The following is a 16,860-nucleotide window of genomic DNA, read 5'->3' as shown; positions in this document are numbered from 1 at the left end:
GGGGGAGGGACAGGACCTCTCCACGGTCGAGCAGAAGTCGCTGGTCGGTGAGCCTGTTGTCGCGACGTGGGAGCTTGGGGGGTGGAAGGAGAGCATCAACTCGATGGGGGATGGCTTTATTGCCCAGAGGGGGGCTGGTTTTGACTGTTGGTCGGTGGGTATGAAGTGCTTCCGCAGTCTGGTGAAGACCGGGACCAACACCTATTCAGGTGAGTGTGGAGTTTGCTCTGGCTCCAGCGTGGTATGGGGGCCTGTTTCCATCACGGTCAGCGGGGATGGGAATTGGCTGACGCAGTATTGCCAGGGCTCGACTTCGACCTGGGCCCGGGTTCCGTAGGGCGCTCGCCTGATTCGCCGCGAAGCCGCCCTCGGGTCGTCCGGGCGGCTTCGCGTCATTCCTGGAGCGGGCGTATCAGGCTCCGGGCAGCACGAGAATTCGCACGAGCCCGGAGTTGTCGTTGACAGGCGAGTCCGCGAAGCGCACCTGCAGGGGCGCGTCCTCTCCCGTCAGGTCGTAGGTGTACTTGTGCTCGGCCGCGTTGAAGTCCGTCGTGGATGCCGGGTGCTTCCAGGTCTTTCCTCCGTCGACGCTGACCTGGACGGCGCTCGTCCTGAGCGGAGCGGCCGCCGGGGGCTTCACGCCCGCGAAGGCGAACTCAGGGTCGAAGCCGACGTTGCGATTGGTGACGCCCGGGCTTGGGAACATCGGCGCGGGCTCGGGTTGACCGGACTGCGGGCCTGGGACGATGTTGTTCCCCCACACGTTGAAGGTGCCCTGCATCGTGACACGGTAGGGCTTGCCCTTCTGGAGGACCTGCTTGCTGGGAACGGGGGCGGCGCTCCGGGTGTTCAGCCACAGCTCCTCGGCGGGCACCACGACAATCTTCAAGCGCCCGGAGTTGTCGGTGACGGGCTTGTCGGCGATGCGCACCTGCAGCGCGGACTCCCCGCCCGTCACCTCATAGCCATACTTGTGCTCGGCCGCGTTGAAGGCCGCCGTGGAGGCCGGATGCGCCCAGGTTTTTCCTCCGTCGAGGCTGAGCTGGATGGCGCTCGCCCTGAGCGGAGCGGCCGCCGGGGGCTTCACGCCCGCGAAGACGAACTCAGGGTCGAGGCCGACGTTGCGGTTGGTGACGCCCGGGCTTGGGAACATCGGCGCGGGCTCGGGCTGGCCTGACTGCGGGCCCGGGACGATGTTGTTCCCCCACACGTTGAAGGTGCCCTGCAGGGTGACGAGATGCGGCCATCCCTGCTTCAGCACCGTCTGGCTCATCACGGGAGCGGCGCTCCGGGTGTCGAGCCAGACCTCTTCCTGCTGCTGCGCCCACGCGGGGGCGGCGGCCAACACCCACAACCCAGCACAACGCGCGGTCAGTTGCGAAAGACCTCTCATGCTCTCTCTCCATTGTCTCGAACGGGGACTGCGGATGCTCGGGAGCTTCTCCGCGAGTCGTGGGAGTGCAAGCGAGGGACCAGGAGGAGAGAGTCTTCACTGCTCAGCGCGTCTGCTCTGCCTTCGGATGGAATGGGGCTCGAGGCGCTGTCGCCAGCGCGGGCCTGACACGTCAGGAGGCATGGGCTGACACGGGGGGTGACGCGTCAGAGAGGGCTTCGGGCCCGTAGGCAGGCCAGGGCATCAACCCGCTTTCGGGGTGACTTCGTAACGAGCAGGTACGGAGGGGGAATGCCGGCCAGGTCCAAGCCGTCGCGCCCGCGTGCTCAATCCCCTCCATCGATTGTCTTCAAGAGGGCGCGCAGCTGACGCACCTGACGCGAGGCGCCCGCCGCCACGCGAGCCGGGCCCCTTCCCGCTCCGGTCCCGGCCTGGAGCCGTGAGTCTTCTCCTGGTCCCTTGGAATCCGAGCGGTGTCAGTGCCCATGCAATTAATTGTGAAGCGCCGCCCGGCACGAAGGAAGAAGCGGACAGGTCCACCCCAGGGGGCCGAACCCGCGGTGACCGGTGTCGCATTGCTGGTCGGCTGCGGCGGTGTGGACCCGCGGATGGAGAACGAGGAGATCATCTCCAACCTCATCGAGGCCGGCTATCCGGCCAATGACATCCGCGTCATCGACGAGGTCGTGTTCGTGAGCGGCGACGCGCATGTGACGCTACGGGTCCATCAACATGATTCCCGCGATGAACGACCAACCCCTCGACATCAACGAGCACATCATCACTCACGAGCTCGGCCATACCCTCGGCCTGCGCCACACGGACTACTATGATCGCAGCATCAGCTGCGTGCCGCCTTACACCGGCGTCGAAGGGGACGAGGGCGTGGGCATCATTCACATCCCGGGAACGCCGACCACCGCCGTCTGGGACGGGTCCGTCATGAACGCCTGCCCCCACATTGGCAGTACCGGCGAGTTCACCAGCGCGGACATGCACGGCGGCCGTGCACGCAGGCGCGATTCCCTCCACCGGCGGACAGGTCTCCGTCACCATCCAGCCGGCCCAGGGCAGCTACGCGAGCACCACCCGCAATGGCGTCACCACGTACTCCTACGGCAACTGGTCGGGGAGCATCTCCCTCAGCTGGGGTTCTCCATCCTCCCCCACGAGGAGCTGGCCCCGGGCATGGTCAAAGCGGTGAAGGTGCTCTGAGTCACATCCGGGGCCGCGAGGTGGCTACTTCGCTTCGAGGTTCAGTTCGAGGTCGAACGCCACGTCGCTCGACTCCGCGTTGGCCTGCTTCACCATCACCGCGATGATGTTCTCCCCTACGACGAAGGCAGAGCCGTCGAAGCTGGCCGTGCTGATGACGGCGTCCCTCAACACGCGGCTGGCGAAGGTGCCATGGCCGAGGCCGTTGTCGGCGTACCTCGAGTAGACGAGCTTCCCGTTCACCCAGATGGCCACGCCGTCGTCATGCAGCACGCGGAGGTTGGCGGTGCGGATGGCCTCGCCGAGCGTGAGCTTCTTGCGGAAGTAGACGCTCGGCTGAAGGGGCTTCGTCTTGTTGATCACGGTGTGCTCGTCCCCGTCCCCATAGCCGAGCTTCGCGGGGCCCGAGCGCCATGCGTCGTCGTCGAAGTTGACCGACGTCCACTGCGTGCCCGGGTTCACGTTGCTGTCATCGAACTTCCAGTACTCGCCGAAGGCGATGGCCTGGAAACGGGGCGTCCGGGAGATGCTGAAGGGCAGGTCCGTGCGGTCGTCGATGCCCGGACGCGAGGCGTCCGAGATTCGCAGCACGCCCTTGGACGTCTCGGTGTTCGGCACCGTCCACTCATAGAAGTCGATGTTGGGGACACCCTGGTCGACCAGGGTCCAGTTGGCCCCGTCGTCGGGCGAGAACTCCACCCGCACGTTGTCGACGCCCGCGCCGTGGGTCATCCACTGGAGCATCTGGACGTTGCCCGGGCGCAGCGTCTCGCCGCCGTTGGGGCTCTCCATGTAGAGGGCATCGTGCTGCATGCCGTCGGTGGTCACCTTCAGCTCCAGGTCGAAGGACAGGTCACTGGAGGTGGCGTTCGCCTGCTTCACCATGACGGCCAGCGTGTTCTCCCCCATCACGAAGCGGGCGCCGGAGACGGTCGTCTGGCTCAAGGTGTTGTCGGAAGCTGTGCCGGAGGCATAGGCCGAGTGCGCGGTAGAGCCGACATACTTGGAGAACACCTGGGTGCCATTGAGGAACACCGCCACGCCATCGTCGTGAATCACCTGGAGCGTGGCCTGCTCCACCATGCCGTGGACGGTGAACTTGCGGCGGAAGTAGACGGTGGGCTGTGCCGGCGTCGTCTTCTTGATCACCGTCGCCTCGTCCGTCTCGCCATAGCCGAGCTGGGCCGGGCCCTTCTTCCAGGACGCGTCGCTGAAGCCAGAAGATGTCCAGGCGGAGCCCGGGTCGACGTTGCGGTCGTCGTACTTCCACTCGGAGCCGAAGGCCACCGCGGTGAAACCGGTGTCGGGAGGAGGGTCCGTCGGGGGCGGCGTCGTGCCTCCTCCTCCGATGCGGATGATCTTCGCGACCGACGGCACCTTCTTCGAGTTGAGCAGGAACAGCATGTAGTGGCCGGGCGGCGCCACGTTCGGGTTGGGCGGCGCGACGACGTTGAGCCCCCCGCCGCTGGCGGTGAAGCGCAGCTTCATGAATCGCTGGTTTTCGTCGAAGGCGTGGGTGACGGAGCCCAGGCGAACCCAGGACGCCATGGTGATGCTGGCCGCCTCGGGGGTGTTGACGCGGAAGGTCTCTCCATAGGCGATGGACGCGGGCGCGGAGGTGATGGTGGGGCGCGGGCCATTGAAGAGATACGGCGGGGAGAAGACCTGCATCGTCTTGACGTTGCGGCTGCCCGCGGACAGCACGCGTCCGTCCGGCAACAGCACGGTGGTGGAGTGATAGCCGCGATAGGCCGACGCGGGCGCCAGCACCGACCACTGCTCGGTGACGGGGTTCCACAGCTCCGTCTCCAGGCGGGGGAAGTTGGGGTTGTCGGTGCCGGGGCCGCTGTGGCCGCCGGTGACGAGCACCGTGCCGTCCGGGAGCACGGTGCTGTTGTGCTGGCGGCGCACGTAGCGCATGGGCCGCACGGTGCGCCAGGCGGGCTTCGCGGCGTTGAGGTCGAGAACCTCCACGTTGTTGGTGGGGGGATTGTCGCCACCGGTGATCAGCACCTTGCCGTCGTCATACATCACCGCGCTGCCAGCGTTGCGGCTGCGGGCGTAGTTGGTGCGAGGCCCGGAGGTCCAGGAGCCGGTGCCATTCGTGTCGAGGTACCGCGCGGGCTTCCAGTACCCCGCCATGAGCGTCTTTCCCGTGCTCGTCACGAACATCCACGGGTAGTACATGAGCTCCAAGCTCGCACCCGTCAGGTTGCGCCAGGAGTTCTTCGACGTCTGCCAGACTTGGGGAATCAGGTTCTTGGTCGTGTCTTCCTTGGCGCCGCCAATCACCAGCATGTCCCCATTGGCGAGCGTGGTGACGGTGGGGTACCAGCGGCCGGCGTTCATGTTCGGCAGCCGCGTCCAGGTGAGCTTGAAGGGGTCGAAGATGGCGGCGTAGGGCAGGCCGGAGTCATTCGTGATGTGGCCACCGGCCACGAGCAGCCGGCCATCCGGCATGAAGGCATGGCCCGCGCAGAAGATGTTGAAGCCCGCCTTGGGCAGCGTGGTGAGGACGTTGGTCTGCGGGTCCCAGAGCGTGGGGGTGTCGCCGTCCCCGAACTCGGAGAAGAACATCACTTTCCCGGTGGGGAGCACGTGGGTGTGGACCGCGGAGTACGGCCACTTCTGGACGGGGGTCCATTGTCCGACGGAGGCTGGTTGTGCCTGGGCGACCGATAACGAGGCCCAGGCAGCGAGTAAGGCGAGACGCCACGGATGGAACATCAGGCTGCCCCTTTATTGGTCGAAAGGTCGCGCAACGGTAGGCGCGGCGCCCCTGCGAGCCACATCGTTCCGGCGTGCGTGGACAATGACGCGGGGTGGACTGAGCCCCAGCACCTTCGTCGGGGCCCGGACCGTCCGTGAGGCACGAGTTTCGGATTTCCCAGCGGACTCGAATCGGTGGCTGCTTGCTTGCCCTGGGGAATGTCGAGTCCGAGGTGATGTTGTGGAAGACCTCCGACTTCACGGTTCGCGAGCGGTTGTCGGGGCATGGGACCTCCATCGCGCAAGAGCAGTGGCCTCAATCCATCATCGGAGTCGTCATTGCTCGAACCGGGCAGCTCGCCACGCTGGGAGTGGTGGTGGCAACAACGCGAGCCACCTCAAACGGGACTTCAGGATGACCCTGGTGGAGCCCTCGGAGGGGATGCGCGCGCACAGCATCGCGCTCAACCCCGAGTGCGAGCATCTGCCGGGAGACATGCGCACCGTGCGGCTGGGCGGACCTTCGACGCCGTCTTCATCCACGACGCCATCGAGTACATGGCGTCGGAAGAGGACCTGCGCGCCGCGCTGGCGACGGCGGCCGAGCACGTGGCGCCTGGCGGCGTGGTATTGGTGGCGCCGGATGACACGCGGGAGACCTTCGAGCCCGGGCTGACTCGTCGCGGTGAAGCGGGCGCGCTGACCCTGCGAGAGGGACGCGCCACGCGGTGGAATGGAGGCACGGTGGAGTGGATCAAGGAGCTGGAGTCCTGCTCGAAGTTGAGTACGCCTTCGGAGGTCGATGCCTTCTCGCGCGTCCTGGGAGACATGGCGCGCAGCAAGGACCGGCGCTACCTGCCCGTGATGCTGTCGTATCTCGATGATGACGCGGAAGCGGGCGACGTGATGAAGGTGATCATCGGCATGGCGGAGTCGTTCGGCGCCGATGACTACGTTTCAGCGGTCATCGGGATGCTCGGCGTCCTGCGGGGACGGGCCCGGGATTGGTTGGAGGTCATCCACTGGCGCATCTTCAGCTCGGATGAGCTCACGAGGGCGTACCGGGTTGCTCGGCTCGGGCTAGCGGACGACGCGGTCGTCCGTGGATTCCTCGAAGACTTCTTGAAGGAGAACCCCGAGAAGCAGGAGCGCGTCGAGTTCGTCCTGACGGAGTGATTGCAGACATCCGAGAGCGGCCGTCTCCGCTCAGGGCCAGGGCTTGACGGGCTCGGCGAGGACGCGCCGCAGCGCCGCATCCCGCGCGGGGGCGTCCTCTCCAATCAGTGCTCGCAACAGCGCCAACTGCTCCGCGTCGAGCAACATCGACTCCCGAGGCAGGGAGGGCGGCCTGGACAGGCGTGTACCCCAAGGGGGCTGCGCGGCCTCTGCACCGGCCTGGCACACAGCTCGGACACCCCCCGTCAGCTGCCAAGAGTGGTCGTCAGCCAGCGCTCCACCCTCTGCCGAATGGCCCCCCGCGTACCCGGAGGCAAGTGTGCCGGATTCAGGTGGCCAGCCACGAGTTGCGCCGTGCCGCGGCATGGGGCAGGGAAGGAACCATGCACAGCCCCATTCTCGCTCCCATCGTCGCGCTCGTGTCCTGGTCCATGGTCATGTGGGCATGGATGTATGCCACGCGCTTGCCGGCCATGTTCAAGGTCAGAATGAAACCCGACCCGAATGCACCGCGCGGCGAGCAGATGAGCCAGCTGCCGGCCAAGGTGCGCTGGAAGGCCGACAACTACAACCACCTGATGGAGCAGCCGACGATTTTCTACGCCATCACCCTGGCACTGGCGCTGCTGGGCGAAGGAACTGGCCTCAACCTGCTACTGGCCTGGAGCTATGTGGGCCTGCGCGTGGTGCATAGCCTGGTGCAGGCGCTCATCAACAAGATCGAGCTGCGCTTCGCGCTCTTCGTGCTGTCGTCACTGGCGCTGTTCGGACTGACGTTCAGGGCGGCCATGGCTGTGCTCTGACCAGGTCACGGCTCGCCGCGCAGGCGGCCTGGGCAGGCGTATATACGCGGTGCGGCTGGTCCACCTGTTCGCCCGCTCGCTGATGGAGGACGCGTCCTGTCCCCCGGCCTCCGCTCCAGGCAGAGGCCGGGGCTTCACGCCCGTGGGCACCACGGCCGGCTCCGGGCCGCCGCGTCAGGCAGGCTCGAACGCGAGCTGGCAGCAACCCGTGAGCGCCCCCTCCTCCACCTGGAGCGTGATGTGCTCGATGCCGAACTCGTCATGGAGCCGCCGCTTCACGTCGTCGAGGAAGGCGTCGTCCAGCCGCGGCTCCCGCATGACGAGGTGCGCGGTGAGCGCGGCCTCGGTGGTGCTCATGGCCCAGACGTGCAGGTCATGGACCTCGGACACCCCTGGAGTCTGAACGAGCCGCTCGCGCACCTGACGCACGTCGATGTGTCCCGGCACCGCCTGGAGCGCGAGGTTGACGGAGTCCTTGAGCAGCCCCCACGTCCCCACGAAGATGAGGCCCGCGATGACCAGCGTCACCACCGGGTCCAGCCACGCCCAACCCGTGTAGTAGATGAGGAGACCCGCCAGGACGACGCCCAGCGACACGGCCGCGTCAGCTGCCAGGTGGAGGAAGGCGCCTCGGATGTTGAGGTCGCGCTCGCGGCCCTTCCAGAAGAGCAGCGCCGTGGCCGCATTGACGACGATGCCCACGCCCGCCACCGACATGATGGTGAAGCTGGACACGGTGGCGGGCTGCCCCAGCCGCCGCACCGCCTCCCAGCCCATGCCGCCCACCGCGACCAGCAGCAGCAAGGCGTTGAGCAGCGCGGCCAGGATGGTGGCGCTCCGGAAGCCGTAGGTATGGCGCTCCGTGGCCTTGCGCCGGCCCAGGGCGCTCGCCCCCCAGGCGAGGACGAGCCCCAGCACGTCACTCAGGTTGTGCCCCGCATCCGCCAGCAGGGCGAGCGAGCCGGACAGGATGCCATACGTGGCTTCGACGCCGACGAAGGCCAGGTTGAGACCGATGCCGAGCATGAAGGCCCGGCTGTGCGAGTCGGGCGCGGCGTGCGCGTGCCCGTGAGAGTGCGAGTGGGAGTGCGAGTGCGAGTGTCCCGCCATGGAGAACGGCTCCTTCGTTCCAGTTCTCCCTCCTGACGACGCGCCTGGGCCCCGGTTACAGTCCTCCCGCCTCCTCGCAGGGGCAGTCCACGCAGCCCTTGCGGCAGCAATTGGTTCCGCACGTCTGCTCCAGCCTTCGGCCCAGCGCCTGCCGGGCCCGGTGGAGGCGCACCTTCGCGTTGGTGTGGGTGATGCCGGCCGCCTCCGCGAACTCCGCCAGGGTCTGCCCGTCCAGGTCCACCCGCTGGAGCGCGTCGGAGTACTCCGGCTTCAGGGTGGTGGTGAGCGTGGAGACACAGGCGCAGACGGTCCGCTCCAGCTCCGCCGCGTCCTCGGTGGACAGGGGGCTCTCCTCGGCGAAGGCCCGCAGGGCGCGGCCCTGGCGCTGCTCGTGCCGGTAGCGGTCGATGAGCGCGTTGCGAAGCAGTCGGTAGAACCAGGCCACCGCCCGCTCCTCCTCACGCAGGGTGCTCCCGCGCTCCACGCTCTTGAGCAGCGCGGCCTGGAGCACCTCCTCCGCCGCCTCGACGCTCCCGACGTGGGGTGTCAGGAAGGCGAGGAAGCGCTGGCGGTTCTGGAGCAGGAGCGCGAGGACCTCCGGGGACATGGGCCCCAGCCTCGCACATCGCGGTGCATCAGCGGGCGTGGACTTCCTGCGTGGGACACAGGCCACGGTGGTGGGCATGGCCCATAGCGCGTCGCCTCGCGTGTCGGAGAGGGCCCGGAAGAAGCTGGTGCTGCCCACCCGGGTGAAGGCCTCTGGGATGGAGCCCTCCGCCGCCACGCTCGACTTCGAGCGGGACTTCGACGTCGCCTCCATCTTCCTCGTTCCCGTTCCCCTCGGTCCGCTCGTCTTCGTGCCCACCATCGACATCACCGGCAGCGTCGCAGGCGGAGCTTCCGCTACCTTCGTGGTCGAACGGGCTCCGCGCATAGAGCCGCGTGCTCACCTACCCGCACGCTCCGCCGCCCACCCCCGTTCGGGATGATCTCGTCACCGCACGCGGTTCCTACCGCCCATGACGATCCCAAACTTCTTCAGAGCTTCGTTCATCTCCGCGCTTGTCATTGGCACCGCCGCTCCGGCGCTCGCCGCCCCGGCCACTCCTCCCGCTCCCGTGGCGGAGGTCGGTCCGGACGGAGTGGGGATGCTGTTCCCCTCCGAGCCCTCCGGCAGCAGTTTCTACCTCGGCGACGGCGACCCCTCCAACTCCGAGCCATTCTTCAACATGAAAGGCGACGAGGCCACGCCCGGCCTCGAATCCGGCGTCCCCTACTGGTCGACCCCCGGCCACCGCGTCACGTACGCGAGCGGCAAGCCCGCCGGAAAGACGGTGCGGCTCCACCTCCGTCCCAGCGGCGGCGAGCAGTCCTTCACCTGGCGTGACGGCGCCCTCGAGAACGGCTTCATCGGCAGCCCCGACGATCTCCTGAACTTCGAGGCCACCGTCTACGTGCGCGTCCACGAGGACAACGGCACGCACCACTCCATGTCCTGGAAGATGCGCGGCGGCCAGCACACGAAGCCCGAGGTGGCGCGCTCGAGCTGCGTCGGCATGGACGTCCCGTTCGGCGGCGCCTCGCCCCAGGCCTACCGCGAGCTCGACCACCCGACCTACGATTTCCTCTCGCTCACTCCCTACTTCGACTACCAGCTGCAGGAAGGCCGCTGGCTCGGCGTGAAGGTGGTCTCGTATCTGGTCGAGGGCGGCACCCGGAACCTGCTGTTCCTCGACACCAATCCCTTCGACGCCTCCGGCAAGCCGCGTAACGAGTTCCGCCTCTTCACCGAATGGCACGACCGCGACGGCGAGAGCACCGGTCACTACGATCGGGCGGCCACGTGGGCCGGCTTGGAGACGACGTTCCGCGTGGACGGCTGGCGGCGGGTCGACTTCGCCTACCCCTCGGCACGCGAGATCGTGCCGCCGACCCCGTAAGCGCCCTGGCGCTACGCGCGCTCGCGGTCGCGGGGTTGCTCGCCCCAGCCGATCGCGAGCGCGACGCGTCCGGCCGACGGTGACGCGATCGATTCGCGATATGCGCTCGGCAGAGAAGTGACAAAACAATCACCTCTCATGCTGCGGCAAGCCATCGGTGATTTCGTAGGAGTCGCCCTTGTCTTCGACGAAGATGCGCATTTTCACCGTCGTGTTCGTGGGCCTCTCGAAGGCGCCCAGAAGAGGAAGGCCCCGCACGTCGAGCAGAAGCCGCGCCGCGCCTTCTCCGACGACCGGAACCACCTCACGTTGTCCGCGCAGTGAATCGTCAGCGCGGAGCGCGGGAGGCGTGAACCGCATTGAGCGAGCGGGCCGACAAGCCAGGCAGCCGCTTCCGAAGGCCCCCGTGAGTCGGCCGCTCCAGCGCCGCGCGGAACTTCGAGCCTGTCGACGCCTCACGCCATGAACAGCATCACGACAGACGGGGTGTGGCCTGCAGGTGCCGGGACGAGGGACGCAACGTCCAGGGCCCGGCGATATCAGCCAACCCACCTCGCATCGTCTGCTTGGAGGCCACGGGCCGCGCGGCCCGTGTGCTCCGAGGCGACACCGCATTCCGGAGTCCTTGGACGTGAGCACAAGCAAGGGAACATCCCGGCGGGCACGCCCGACCCAGGCAGAGGTCGCGGGCCGCGGTTCGAAGTCACCGGAAACGCCCGGGATGCCCACTCCGCCGTCTGAGCGAGCCCCGAGGCCAGCGCGTCACCAGCGCGAGCCGGGTGAAGGCCAGCAGGAACGCCGATGGTCCCGCGACGTGACGGAGCGAAGCAACGCGCTCGACCTCGAAGAGGGAGTCTTCACGCGGGCCCCGAAAGACATGGCCCGCTCACTGAAACGCTCGGCGGAGCAAAGCAGCCGGCGGAAGGCTTCTCCTTTCCAGTCCGCCATGTCGATGCTCACGTTCTTCGAAAACCGGGCGGGCCGTGGCCTGACGCCGGAAAGGCGGCAGGCCCTCGAGCAAGCCAAGGATGAGCTCCGGAGACTCTACGGCCGGCCGACGAAGGGCACACCACCCGCCTGATGCGATGCCTCGGGGGCCGCGCTCGAGCAAACCAAACAAATCCACGAGCGCCTCGACAGGGAAGACGTGGCCGTACTCGGCATAGGCCGCGTCACGGATGTCCGCCACGGAGCGCTGGCCATTGGCGCAGCTCGCGAGGGCATCGGCCAGTTGGTAAGAGCGCAGCTCGCTCTCGCTGCTCTGTCGCAGGGCCGTGGTCGCGGCGTCCAATGCGGTCTTCACGGCCGCCAGCCGGGGCGGGTCCTCGGCGCTCAGCTTGCTCGTGACCTCGTCGAAGGCCGCGAGCGCCTGGCCCTTCACCCTGCGCGGGATGAAGTCCCAAGCCTGGCGTTCCGCCTGGGAGAGGGCGGGCTCCTCGGGCACCGGGCTCCCCCAAGCACGGCGAGTGCAAGGCTGGCCCCGGCGCGAGGTGCCCAAGCGCGCCCCGTTCTATCTCAAGGCCGAGGAGGTGGCGCCGGTGCTTGCCCAGGTGCCTCCCGAGTGGCGGTGCCTGTTCGCCACGGCCGTCTATTCCGGGATGCGGCGGGGCGAACTCGTCCAACTCACTCCTGCTTCGGTTCGGGCGACTCCCACGTGAAGTGCACGGAAGGGGCCTTCACCGCCTTCGCATCCTTCATCAGGAAGCCCTCTTCCCGCCGGGCCGCGCGCTTGAGCGCTGGCCGCAGTTCCGCGGGGATGGTCAACAGCACGCCCACCACGAAGCTCCGCCCCCGGCACGCCTCGGCGGCGTAGCCGAACGAGATGCGCACGGCGACCTTGTTGCCCTCGATGTGGTGGAACGCGACCGCGCGCTTCACGGACTCGAGCCCACCGTAGTCGAAGCCCACGCAGTCCTCGCCGGGCTCCAGGCTCTGCATCAGCGCCTCCACCGTCCTGGCGTTCTTGAACGCCGCCTCATCATGGATGTGCTTGCGGATGAAGCGGTCCGCCTTGAGCGCCGCGACCACGTCCTTCTCGGGAAACACGCTCAGGAGCGAGAAGGCGCCCTTGGGCTTCGTCACGTCCTCGGTGACGTAGGACGTGCTCGCGTACGGGTGCGCGCCTCCGGTGAAGCCCGAGTCCGAATTCTCGTAGCTCACCCAGGGGCCCACCACCGACAGCACCTTGATGGACTGGGAGCCCTCCCAGCCGAACGTGTTGGTGCCCTCCTCGGCCTTGAAGTTGGAGAGGAAGTCTGCCTTGCGTGACTGCAGGCCGAACACCTCCTTGCCATCGCGCAGGGCGCGTAGGTCCTTCGCGGACATCTCGAACGTGACGTCCGTTCCTGTCACCTTCCACGTGAGCGGCTGGGCAGGAGCCGCGAGCAGTGCCACCATCAACAGGGCGCTCATGTGCATGCGCGCCATTCTGCCCGGATTCAGCCCTCGGGTCAGGCGCTTCCCGAAGCGAGAGCGGAGGAGGCGAGCATGGCGCCCCGGGCCGGGGCGGGGCTGAGGTGGTCCGCCTGCGTGGGCGCTACTTGCCCGCGTCCTTCGCCACGTCCTTGGCATCCTCAACGGGTGGGGCCCTGGGGAACGCCAGGTAGCCCTTCTCCGTGTACCAGGCCATGACCTGCACCTGCAGCCGGCCCGCCTTCACCATCGGGTCCTGCTCGGCGAGCTGCTTCGCCTCCGCCTTGGTGGCGGTGCGGTAGATGCACGCGCCGCGCATGCCCACGTCGTCCTGCTCATCGAAGGGGCCCGCGAGCACCATCTTGCCGCTCTCCCCCATGCGCGTGAGGTGCGCGAGGTGCTCCTTCTGCAGCTGTGCCAGCTCGGCCTCCGGCAGCTTCTTGGCGCCAGGTACTCGCTCGAGTAGGACGAGGTAGTGCCTGTCGAACTCGAACTTCTTCGCGGCGGGCTGGGCCGGCGCGGCGCCGAGGGTGAGCAGGAGCAGGGCGGTCGTGAGCGTCATGGCGAGGGTCCTCGGGAAGCAAGTGCGGGGAACCCTAGAGGCAGCGGCTGACGCGGCGCCACTTTCCGGCCCATGAGAGAAGGGCAATCCCACCACCCGGAGGTGGCGATGCAGGTGACGCTGAGCAGCGTGTTCGTGGACGAGCAGGCCAAGGCCCTCGCGTTCCATGCGGACGTGCTCGGCTTCGTGAAGAAGCTGGACCTCCCGGCGGGCGAGTACCCGGCTGAGCGCGTCACGCCATCGTTACGAAGGTCCTGTAACGTCTTGTGCCGGCACGGCGCACGTGCAACCTGGAGCCCATTCGATGCGAGTCGTTCATTCCCCGCGGCACGCCCTCCACGACGGCGGCATGGAGCTGCACCGCGGTGAGCTGGTGCCCTGCTTCGAGATGCCCGCGCGCGCGGACTTCATCCTGCAGGCGGTGAGGCAGGCCGGCCTGGAGGTGAGCGAGCCGCGGGCCTTCGGACTGGAGTCGCTGCTGGGCGTGCACGACGCCGGCTTCGTCGAGTTCCTGCGCACCGCGCACGCGCAGTGGAGGGCCATCGGCAAGCAGGGCTTCATGCTGCCGAGCGGCTTTCCGGCGCGGGGCATGCGCCGCGACCACCTCCCCTCCGGCATCAACGGACAGATGGGCTACTACGCCTTCGACGCCGGAACGCCCATCGTCCAGGGCACCTGGGACGCCGCCTTCGCCGCCGCGCAGTGCGCGCTGACGGCCGCGGCCTGGGTGGCGGAGGGTGAGCGCAGCGCCTACGCGCTGTGCCGACCTCCGGGGCACCACGCGGGCCACTCCACCTACGGCGGCTACTGCTTCCTCAACAACGCGGCGCTGGCGGCGCAGCACCTGCGCGAGCGTGGCTGCGCGCGCGTGGCGGTGCTGGACGTGGACTACCACCACGGCAACGGCACCCAGGACATCTTCTGGGAGCGCGCCGACGTGCTCGTCGTCTCGCTGCACGGCACGCCGGAGACGGAGTACCCCTACTTCCTCGGCTACGCCGACGAGCGCGGGGCCGGCGCCGGCGAGGGCTTCACCCACAACTTCCCGCTGCCGCGCGGCACCACCTGGGCGCAGTACGGCGCCGCGCTCGACTCCGCGCTGGACGCCGTGGCCCGCTTCGGCCCGGATGCGCTGGTGGTGTCGCTGGGCGTGGACACCTACGTGGGAGACCCCATCAGCGCCTTCGCGCTCGAGCGCGAGCACTTCCCCCTCATGGGCCGGCGCCTCGCGCAGCTGCGGCTGCCCACGGTGTTCGTGCAGGAGGGCGGCTACGCGGTGGAGGACCTCGGCCTCAACGTGGCCGGCGTGCTCGGGGGCTTCGACGCCGGACGCTGAAGGTGGGGGCAGGCACGCTACTCCCGGACGGGCTCGGCGGGCTGCTCGCTGCGCCGGTGCCGCGCGTAGAGCGCGTCGCGCCAGGCGACGATGTCCGGATAGCGCGCGCACAGCTGCGGGTGGACGCCCGCCGCGCGCGTGGCGGGGCCTACCGCGAGGTGCCCGCCGTCCACGGGTGACACGAACTGCAGCGTCACCGCCATCGCGAGGTCCGCGTAGGTGAGGCGGTTCGCGACGAGGTGGCGCTTGCCGCCCGCGAGCGCACGCTGCAGCGCCTCCAGCTCGAATACCAGCGTGGCCTCCGCCGCCGTGCTGTCCGGCATCCCGTACTTCCTGCGCAGGAAGGCCATGGCGAGGTCTACCGCGGGCACCGAGAGCTGGCGCACGAAACCAGGGAAGGCGGGTGGCTGCTGCTCCAGCTTCGCGGCGCGGTCGTTCGCGAGCCGGTCGAGGTAGCGCACCCGCGCCGCGCCGAGCGCGGCCTCGCTGCGGGCGTTCCAGGCGGCGATCTCCTCGGCGTGTTCGGCCGGAAAGAGTGTGGGCGCGCTGCCGTGCGCGTCCGCGTAGCGGGCGATGTGGAAGGAGTCGATGAGCGGCCCCTCGGGCGTGAGCAGCATGGGCGTGCTCACGCGGCCCTTCAGCCGCCGCGCCCGCAGCCGCAGCGAGAGTTCGCCGATGAGCGGGTAGTGCTCGCGGTACGCATACGCGAGGCGGTGGTGGTCCAGCGCCCAGCGGGCCTTTTCGGACCAGGGAGAGACTGCCTCGCCAATCAGGGTCCACGTCATCGCTGTGCCTCCGTGCGCAACTGATGCTGCAGGAAGGTGCGCCAGTCGTCGATGAGCTGCGGTGAGAAGTCGTGGCCGAGGTCGGGGTAGACCTTCACGTCGATGGGGACACCGGCTGTCTTCAGTGCGTCCACGCGCGCCGCGGTCTGCGGGGCAGTGGTGATGGGGTCGACTTCGCCCTGCAGCACCCACACGCGCCGCGTGGCCGGTGCACCGGGCGTGGGGGTTCCGAGCAGGCGCGAGCCCATGGGCACCGCGACATCCACCTGCTCCGGGTGGCGCAGCGCGAGCATCCAGGCGAGGTCTCCGCCGTAGGAGAAGCCCGTCACGGCGACGCGGCGGATGCGGGGGTGTTCGGCGCGCAGCTCGCGGATGAGCTCTGCGAGCCGCGCGGCCATCTGCTCCACGTCGGCGGTCTTCTCCTCGGTCGCCTTCTGCTCGTGGCCGGAGGCGAACCAGGTGAAGCCCTCCCTGCGCGGGTGCGGACCGCGAGGCAGCACGACGCGGGTCGGGGTGCGCCAGTCCTCGAGCAGCGGTCTCCAGAACCCGGGTGTGGACCCGGAGTAGTGCAGCGCGACGAGCATCGCCTCGGGCTCGCCTGCTCCGACGGTGTAGGTCTCGTAGGTGAGCGCGGGTGCGGCAACCGGCGCCTCGCGGGGCGCCTGGGGCGGGTGGGCACACGCGAGACAGAGCGCAGGCAGCATCCGGAGCACGGCGAGGTGCAGGGGCTTCATCATCAGACCTCCGACAGCGGAAGGGGAGACGCGGCGCTCACTGACTCTGCGGGCATTTCTCGCTTGCCTGCACGCGCAAGGGAAGTCGGTTCTGGCGCGGCGGCAGCGGGCACAGGTTGTAGGCGGAGAAGGTACAGGTGGGGTTGTAGGCCCGGTTGTAGTCCAGCACCATCTTGTCCCCCATGGGTGTCTCGGCTTCGCGGTCGCCCCCCCCGCGCCGTTGGTCTCGTCGGGTGGGGCTCGTCGCCTCCTCCTGCATCGCCGCGAGCCGGTGTTCGCGCCCGCCCAGGCGGAAGACGGCCACGCCCGGCGAGGAAGGGGCCGTCGCGTCACCTCGGATGCGTTCAGCGCGGAGACGCAGCCTTTCCTTGGATGGACCGCCTGGGATGGGGCCTCCCATGGAAAGGGCACCCATCCAGGAGTTCTCCGCAGCGTACCTGAGAGGTGACAGAGACTCCGTCGTTCAGCTTGTGGACCGATTGTTGGCAGATGGCTGCGTCGCGGTAGCGCGGTTCGCGCCGGCGGCTCTGCGGGCGGTAGACGAGCTCGACGCAACCTGGGGCCTTCATGCGACGCGGGTCCTTTCCTCGCAGTTCACGGGCAAGGGAATCAAGGTGGCTGTGCTGGATACCGGCTTCGGTCCCCACCCGGACTTCGCCAACCGGAACTTCCTCACCGGATGTCG

18 protein-coding genes and 1 pseudogene are annotated in these 16,860 nt (G+C 68.3%); 9 read left to right on the top strand and 10 right to left on the bottom strand.

The features are described from left to right. Window positions 1-337, top strand: a 337-nt coding sequence (locus F8M74_RS37515; RefSeq protein ID WP_205604099.1) for a hypothetical protein, incomplete at its 5' end; no start/stop codon positions are given. A 75-nt stretch (window positions 338-412) separates the two neighbouring features. Here the strand turns inward: F8M74_RS37515 and F8M74_RS23105 are convergent. Then, a complete protein-coding gene (locus tag F8M74_RS23105) occupies window positions 413-1,393 on the bottom strand; it encodes a hypothetical protein (RefSeq protein ID WP_141256412.1) in 981 nt (326 codons plus the stop codon). Between the two features lie 732 nt (window positions 1,394-2,125). Here F8M74_RS23105 and F8M74_RS38680 point away from each other — a divergent pair. Further along, a pseudogene (locus F8M74_RS38680) lies at window positions 2,126-2,329 on the top strand (M57 family metalloprotease); the annotation flags it as partial. A gap of 70 nt (window positions 2,330-2,399) precedes the next feature. Further along, a complete protein-coding gene (locus F8M74_RS37995; RefSeq protein ID WP_228559960.1) occupies window positions 2,400-2,597 on the top strand; it encodes an LCCL domain-containing protein in 198 nt (65 codons plus the stop codon). Window positions 2,598-2,632: 35 nt separating this feature from the next. On the opposite strand, the gene F8M74_RS23095 is transcribed toward F8M74_RS37995, so the two are convergent. Further along, entirely contained in the window at window positions 2,633-5,185 is a 2,553-nt protein-coding gene (locus tag F8M74_RS23095) for a galactose oxidase-like domain-containing protein (RefSeq protein ID WP_141256411.1), read from the bottom strand. A 606-nt stretch (window positions 5,186-5,791) separates the two neighbouring features. Here F8M74_RS23095 and F8M74_RS23090 point away from each other — a divergent pair. Together F8M74_RS23090 and F8M74_RS23085 are read left to right on the top strand one after the other, a co-directional pair. After that, window positions 5,792-6,493 carry a class I SAM-dependent methyltransferase gene (locus F8M74_RS23090; RefSeq protein WP_162295025.1) on the top strand — a complete coding sequence of 234 codons (702 nt, stop codon included), beginning with the start codon at window positions 5,792-5,794 and terminating at the stop codon, window positions 6,491-6,493. A 383-nt stretch (window positions 6,494-6,876) separates the two neighbouring features. Further along, complete coding sequence (locus tag F8M74_RS23085; RefSeq protein WP_141256414.1) at window positions 6,877-7,296, top strand: MAPEG family protein; 420 nt, start codon at window positions 6,877-6,879, stop codon at window positions 7,294-7,296. 174 nt (window positions 7,297-7,470) lie between these two features. On the opposite strand, the gene F8M74_RS23080 is transcribed toward F8M74_RS23085, so the two are convergent. Continuing rightward, window positions 7,471-8,406 carry a cation diffusion facilitator family transporter gene (locus tag F8M74_RS23080; RefSeq protein ID WP_141256409.1) on the bottom strand — a complete coding sequence of 312 codons (936 nt, stop codon included), beginning with the start codon at window positions 8,404-8,406 and terminating at the stop codon, window positions 7,471-7,473. A gap of 55 nt (window positions 8,407-8,461) precedes the next feature. Continuing rightward, window positions 8,462-9,013: an RNA polymerase sigma factor gene (locus F8M74_RS23075; RefSeq protein ID WP_141256408.1), complete on the bottom strand. Its 552-nt coding sequence runs from the start codon at window positions 9,011-9,013 to the stop codon at window positions 8,462-8,464. Between F8M74_RS23075 and F8M74_RS23070 the strand changes: the two genes are divergently transcribed. Continuing rightward, window positions 9,012-9,395 (top strand): hypothetical protein, encoded by a 384-nt coding sequence (locus tag F8M74_RS23070; RefSeq protein ID WP_141256407.1) that lies wholly within the window; start codon window positions 9,012-9,014, stop codon window positions 9,393-9,395. The two genes, F8M74_RS23075 and F8M74_RS23070, sit on opposite strands and share 2 nt — an antisense overlap. Before the next feature lie 30 nt (window positions 9,396-9,425). Beyond that, window positions 9,426-10,346 carry a hypothetical protein gene (locus F8M74_RS23065; protein ID WP_141256406.1) on the top strand — a complete coding sequence of 307 codons (921 nt, stop codon included), beginning with the start codon at window positions 9,426-9,428 and terminating at the stop codon, window positions 10,344-10,346. Window positions 10,347-10,475: 129 nt separating this feature from the next. Here the strand turns inward: F8M74_RS23065 and F8M74_RS23060 are convergent, their stop codons facing one another. Beyond that, the gene (locus F8M74_RS23060; RefSeq protein ID WP_203330819.1) at window positions 10,476-10,649 is read right to left on the bottom strand and encodes a hypothetical protein; all 174 of its coding nucleotides are present in this window, start codon (window positions 10,647-10,649) and stop codon (window positions 10,476-10,478) included. Between the two features lie 418 nt (window positions 10,650-11,067). Between F8M74_RS23060 and F8M74_RS23055 the strand changes: the two genes are divergently transcribed. Continuing rightward, window positions 11,068-11,427: a DUF3175 domain-containing protein gene (locus tag F8M74_RS23055; RefSeq protein ID WP_141256413.1), complete on the top strand. Its 360-nt coding sequence runs from the start codon at window positions 11,068-11,070 to the stop codon at window positions 11,425-11,427. 542 nt (window positions 11,428-11,969) lie between these two features. Here the strand turns inward: F8M74_RS23055 and F8M74_RS23045 are convergent. Next, the gene (locus tag F8M74_RS23045) at window positions 11,970-12,764 is read right to left on the bottom strand and encodes a DUF4163 domain-containing protein (protein WP_228565723.1); all 795 of its coding nucleotides are present in this window, start codon (window positions 12,762-12,764) and stop codon (window positions 11,970-11,972) included. 118 nt (window positions 12,765-12,882) lie between these two features. Beyond that, a complete protein-coding gene (locus tag F8M74_RS23040; RefSeq protein ID WP_141256404.1) occupies window positions 12,883-13,320 on the bottom strand; it encodes a YciI family protein in 438 nt (145 codons plus the stop codon). Window positions 13,321-13,624: 304 nt separating this feature from the next. On the opposite strand from F8M74_RS23040, the gene F8M74_RS23035 reads away from it, so the two are divergent. Beyond that, entirely contained in the window at window positions 13,625-14,656 is a 1,032-nt protein-coding gene (locus tag F8M74_RS23035) for a histone deacetylase family protein (protein WP_141256403.1), read from the top strand. A gap of 17 nt (window positions 14,657-14,673) precedes the next feature. On the opposite strand, the gene F8M74_RS23030 is transcribed toward F8M74_RS23035, so the two are convergent. The 3 genes from F8M74_RS23030 to F8M74_RS23020 are packed head-to-tail and all read right to left on the bottom strand — an operon-like array spanning window position 14,674 to window position 16,590. Beyond that, window positions 14,674-15,441 (bottom strand): glutathione S-transferase N-terminal domain-containing protein, encoded by a 768-nt coding sequence (locus tag F8M74_RS23030; protein WP_141256402.1) that lies wholly within the window; start codon window positions 15,439-15,441, stop codon window positions 14,674-14,676. Next, a complete protein-coding gene (locus tag F8M74_RS23025; RefSeq protein ID WP_141256401.1) occupies window positions 15,438-16,178 on the bottom strand; it encodes an alpha/beta hydrolase in 741 nt (246 codons plus the stop codon). Before F8M74_RS23025 ends, F8M74_RS23030 begins: the two co-directional genes overlap by 4 nt. A gap of 34 nt (window positions 16,179-16,212) precedes the next feature. After that, on the bottom strand, window positions 16,213-16,590 hold the full coding sequence (locus tag F8M74_RS23020; RefSeq protein ID WP_141256400.1) for a DUF1684 domain-containing protein: 378 nt from the start codon (window positions 16,588-16,590) through the stop codon (window positions 16,213-16,215). Between the last annotated feature and the right edge of the window lie 270 nt (window positions 16,591-16,860).

The sequence above is a fragment of the Myxococcus sp. CA023 genome (assembly GCF_010998615.1).
Taxonomy (GTDB): Bacteria; Myxococcota; Myxococcia; order Myxococcales; family Myxococcaceae; genus Myxococcus.
The sequence above is the reverse complement of the archived record's forward strand: the minus strand, read 5'-3'. Positions and strand labels throughout refer to the sequence as shown.

Coding starts and splice junctions, on each gene's coding strand:
- F8M74_RS23105 (WP_141256412.1), bottom strand. CDS start 1,393: ATGAGAGGTCTTTCGCAACTGACCGCGCGTTGTGCTGGGTTGTGGGTG.
- F8M74_RS23095 (WP_141256411.1), bottom strand. CDS start 5,185: ATGTTCTTCTCCGAGTTCGGGGACGGCGACACCCCCACGCTCTGGGAC.
- F8M74_RS23085 (WP_141256414.1), top strand. CDS start 6,877: ATGCACAGCCCCATTCTCGCTCCCATCGTCGCGCTCGTGTCCTGGTCC.
- F8M74_RS23080 (WP_141256409.1), bottom strand. CDS start 8,406: ATGGCGGGACACTCGCACTCGCACTCCCACTCGCACTCTCACGGGCAC.
- F8M74_RS23070 (WP_141256407.1), top strand. CDS start 9,012: ATGGGCCCCAGCCTCGCACATCGCGGTGCATCAGCGGGCGTGGACTTC.
- F8M74_RS23075 (WP_141256408.1), bottom strand. CDS start 9,013: ATGTCCCCGGAGGTCCTCGCGCTCCTGCTCCAGAACCGCCAGCGCTTC.
- F8M74_RS23065 (WP_141256406.1), top strand. CDS start 9,426: ATGACGATCCCAAACTTCTTCAGAGCTTCGTTCATCTCCGCGCTTGTC.
- F8M74_RS23055 (WP_141256413.1), top strand. CDS start 11,068: ATGCCCACTCCGCCGTCTGAGCGAGCCCCGAGGCCAGCGCGTCACCAG.
- F8M74_RS23045 (WP_228565723.1), bottom strand. CDS start 12,764: ATGCACATGAGCGCCCTGTTGATGGTGGCACTGCTCGCGGCTCCTGCC.
- F8M74_RS23040 (WP_141256404.1), bottom strand. CDS start 13,320: ATGACGCTCACGACCGCCCTGCTCCTGCTCACCCTCGGCGCCGCGCCG.
- F8M74_RS23035 (WP_141256403.1), top strand. CDS start 13,625: ATGCGAGTCGTTCATTCCCCGCGGCACGCCCTCCACGACGGCGGCATG.
- F8M74_RS23030 (WP_141256402.1), bottom strand. CDS start 15,441: ATGACGTGGACCCTGATTGGCGAGGCAGTCTCTCCCTGGTCCGAAAAG.
- F8M74_RS23025 (WP_141256401.1), bottom strand. CDS start 16,178: ATGATGAAGCCCCTGCACCTCGCCGTGCTCCGGATGCTGCCTGCGCTC.
- F8M74_RS23020 (WP_141256400.1), bottom strand. CDS start 16,590: ATGGGTGCCCTTTCCATGGGAGGCCCCATCCCAGGCGGTCCATCCAAG.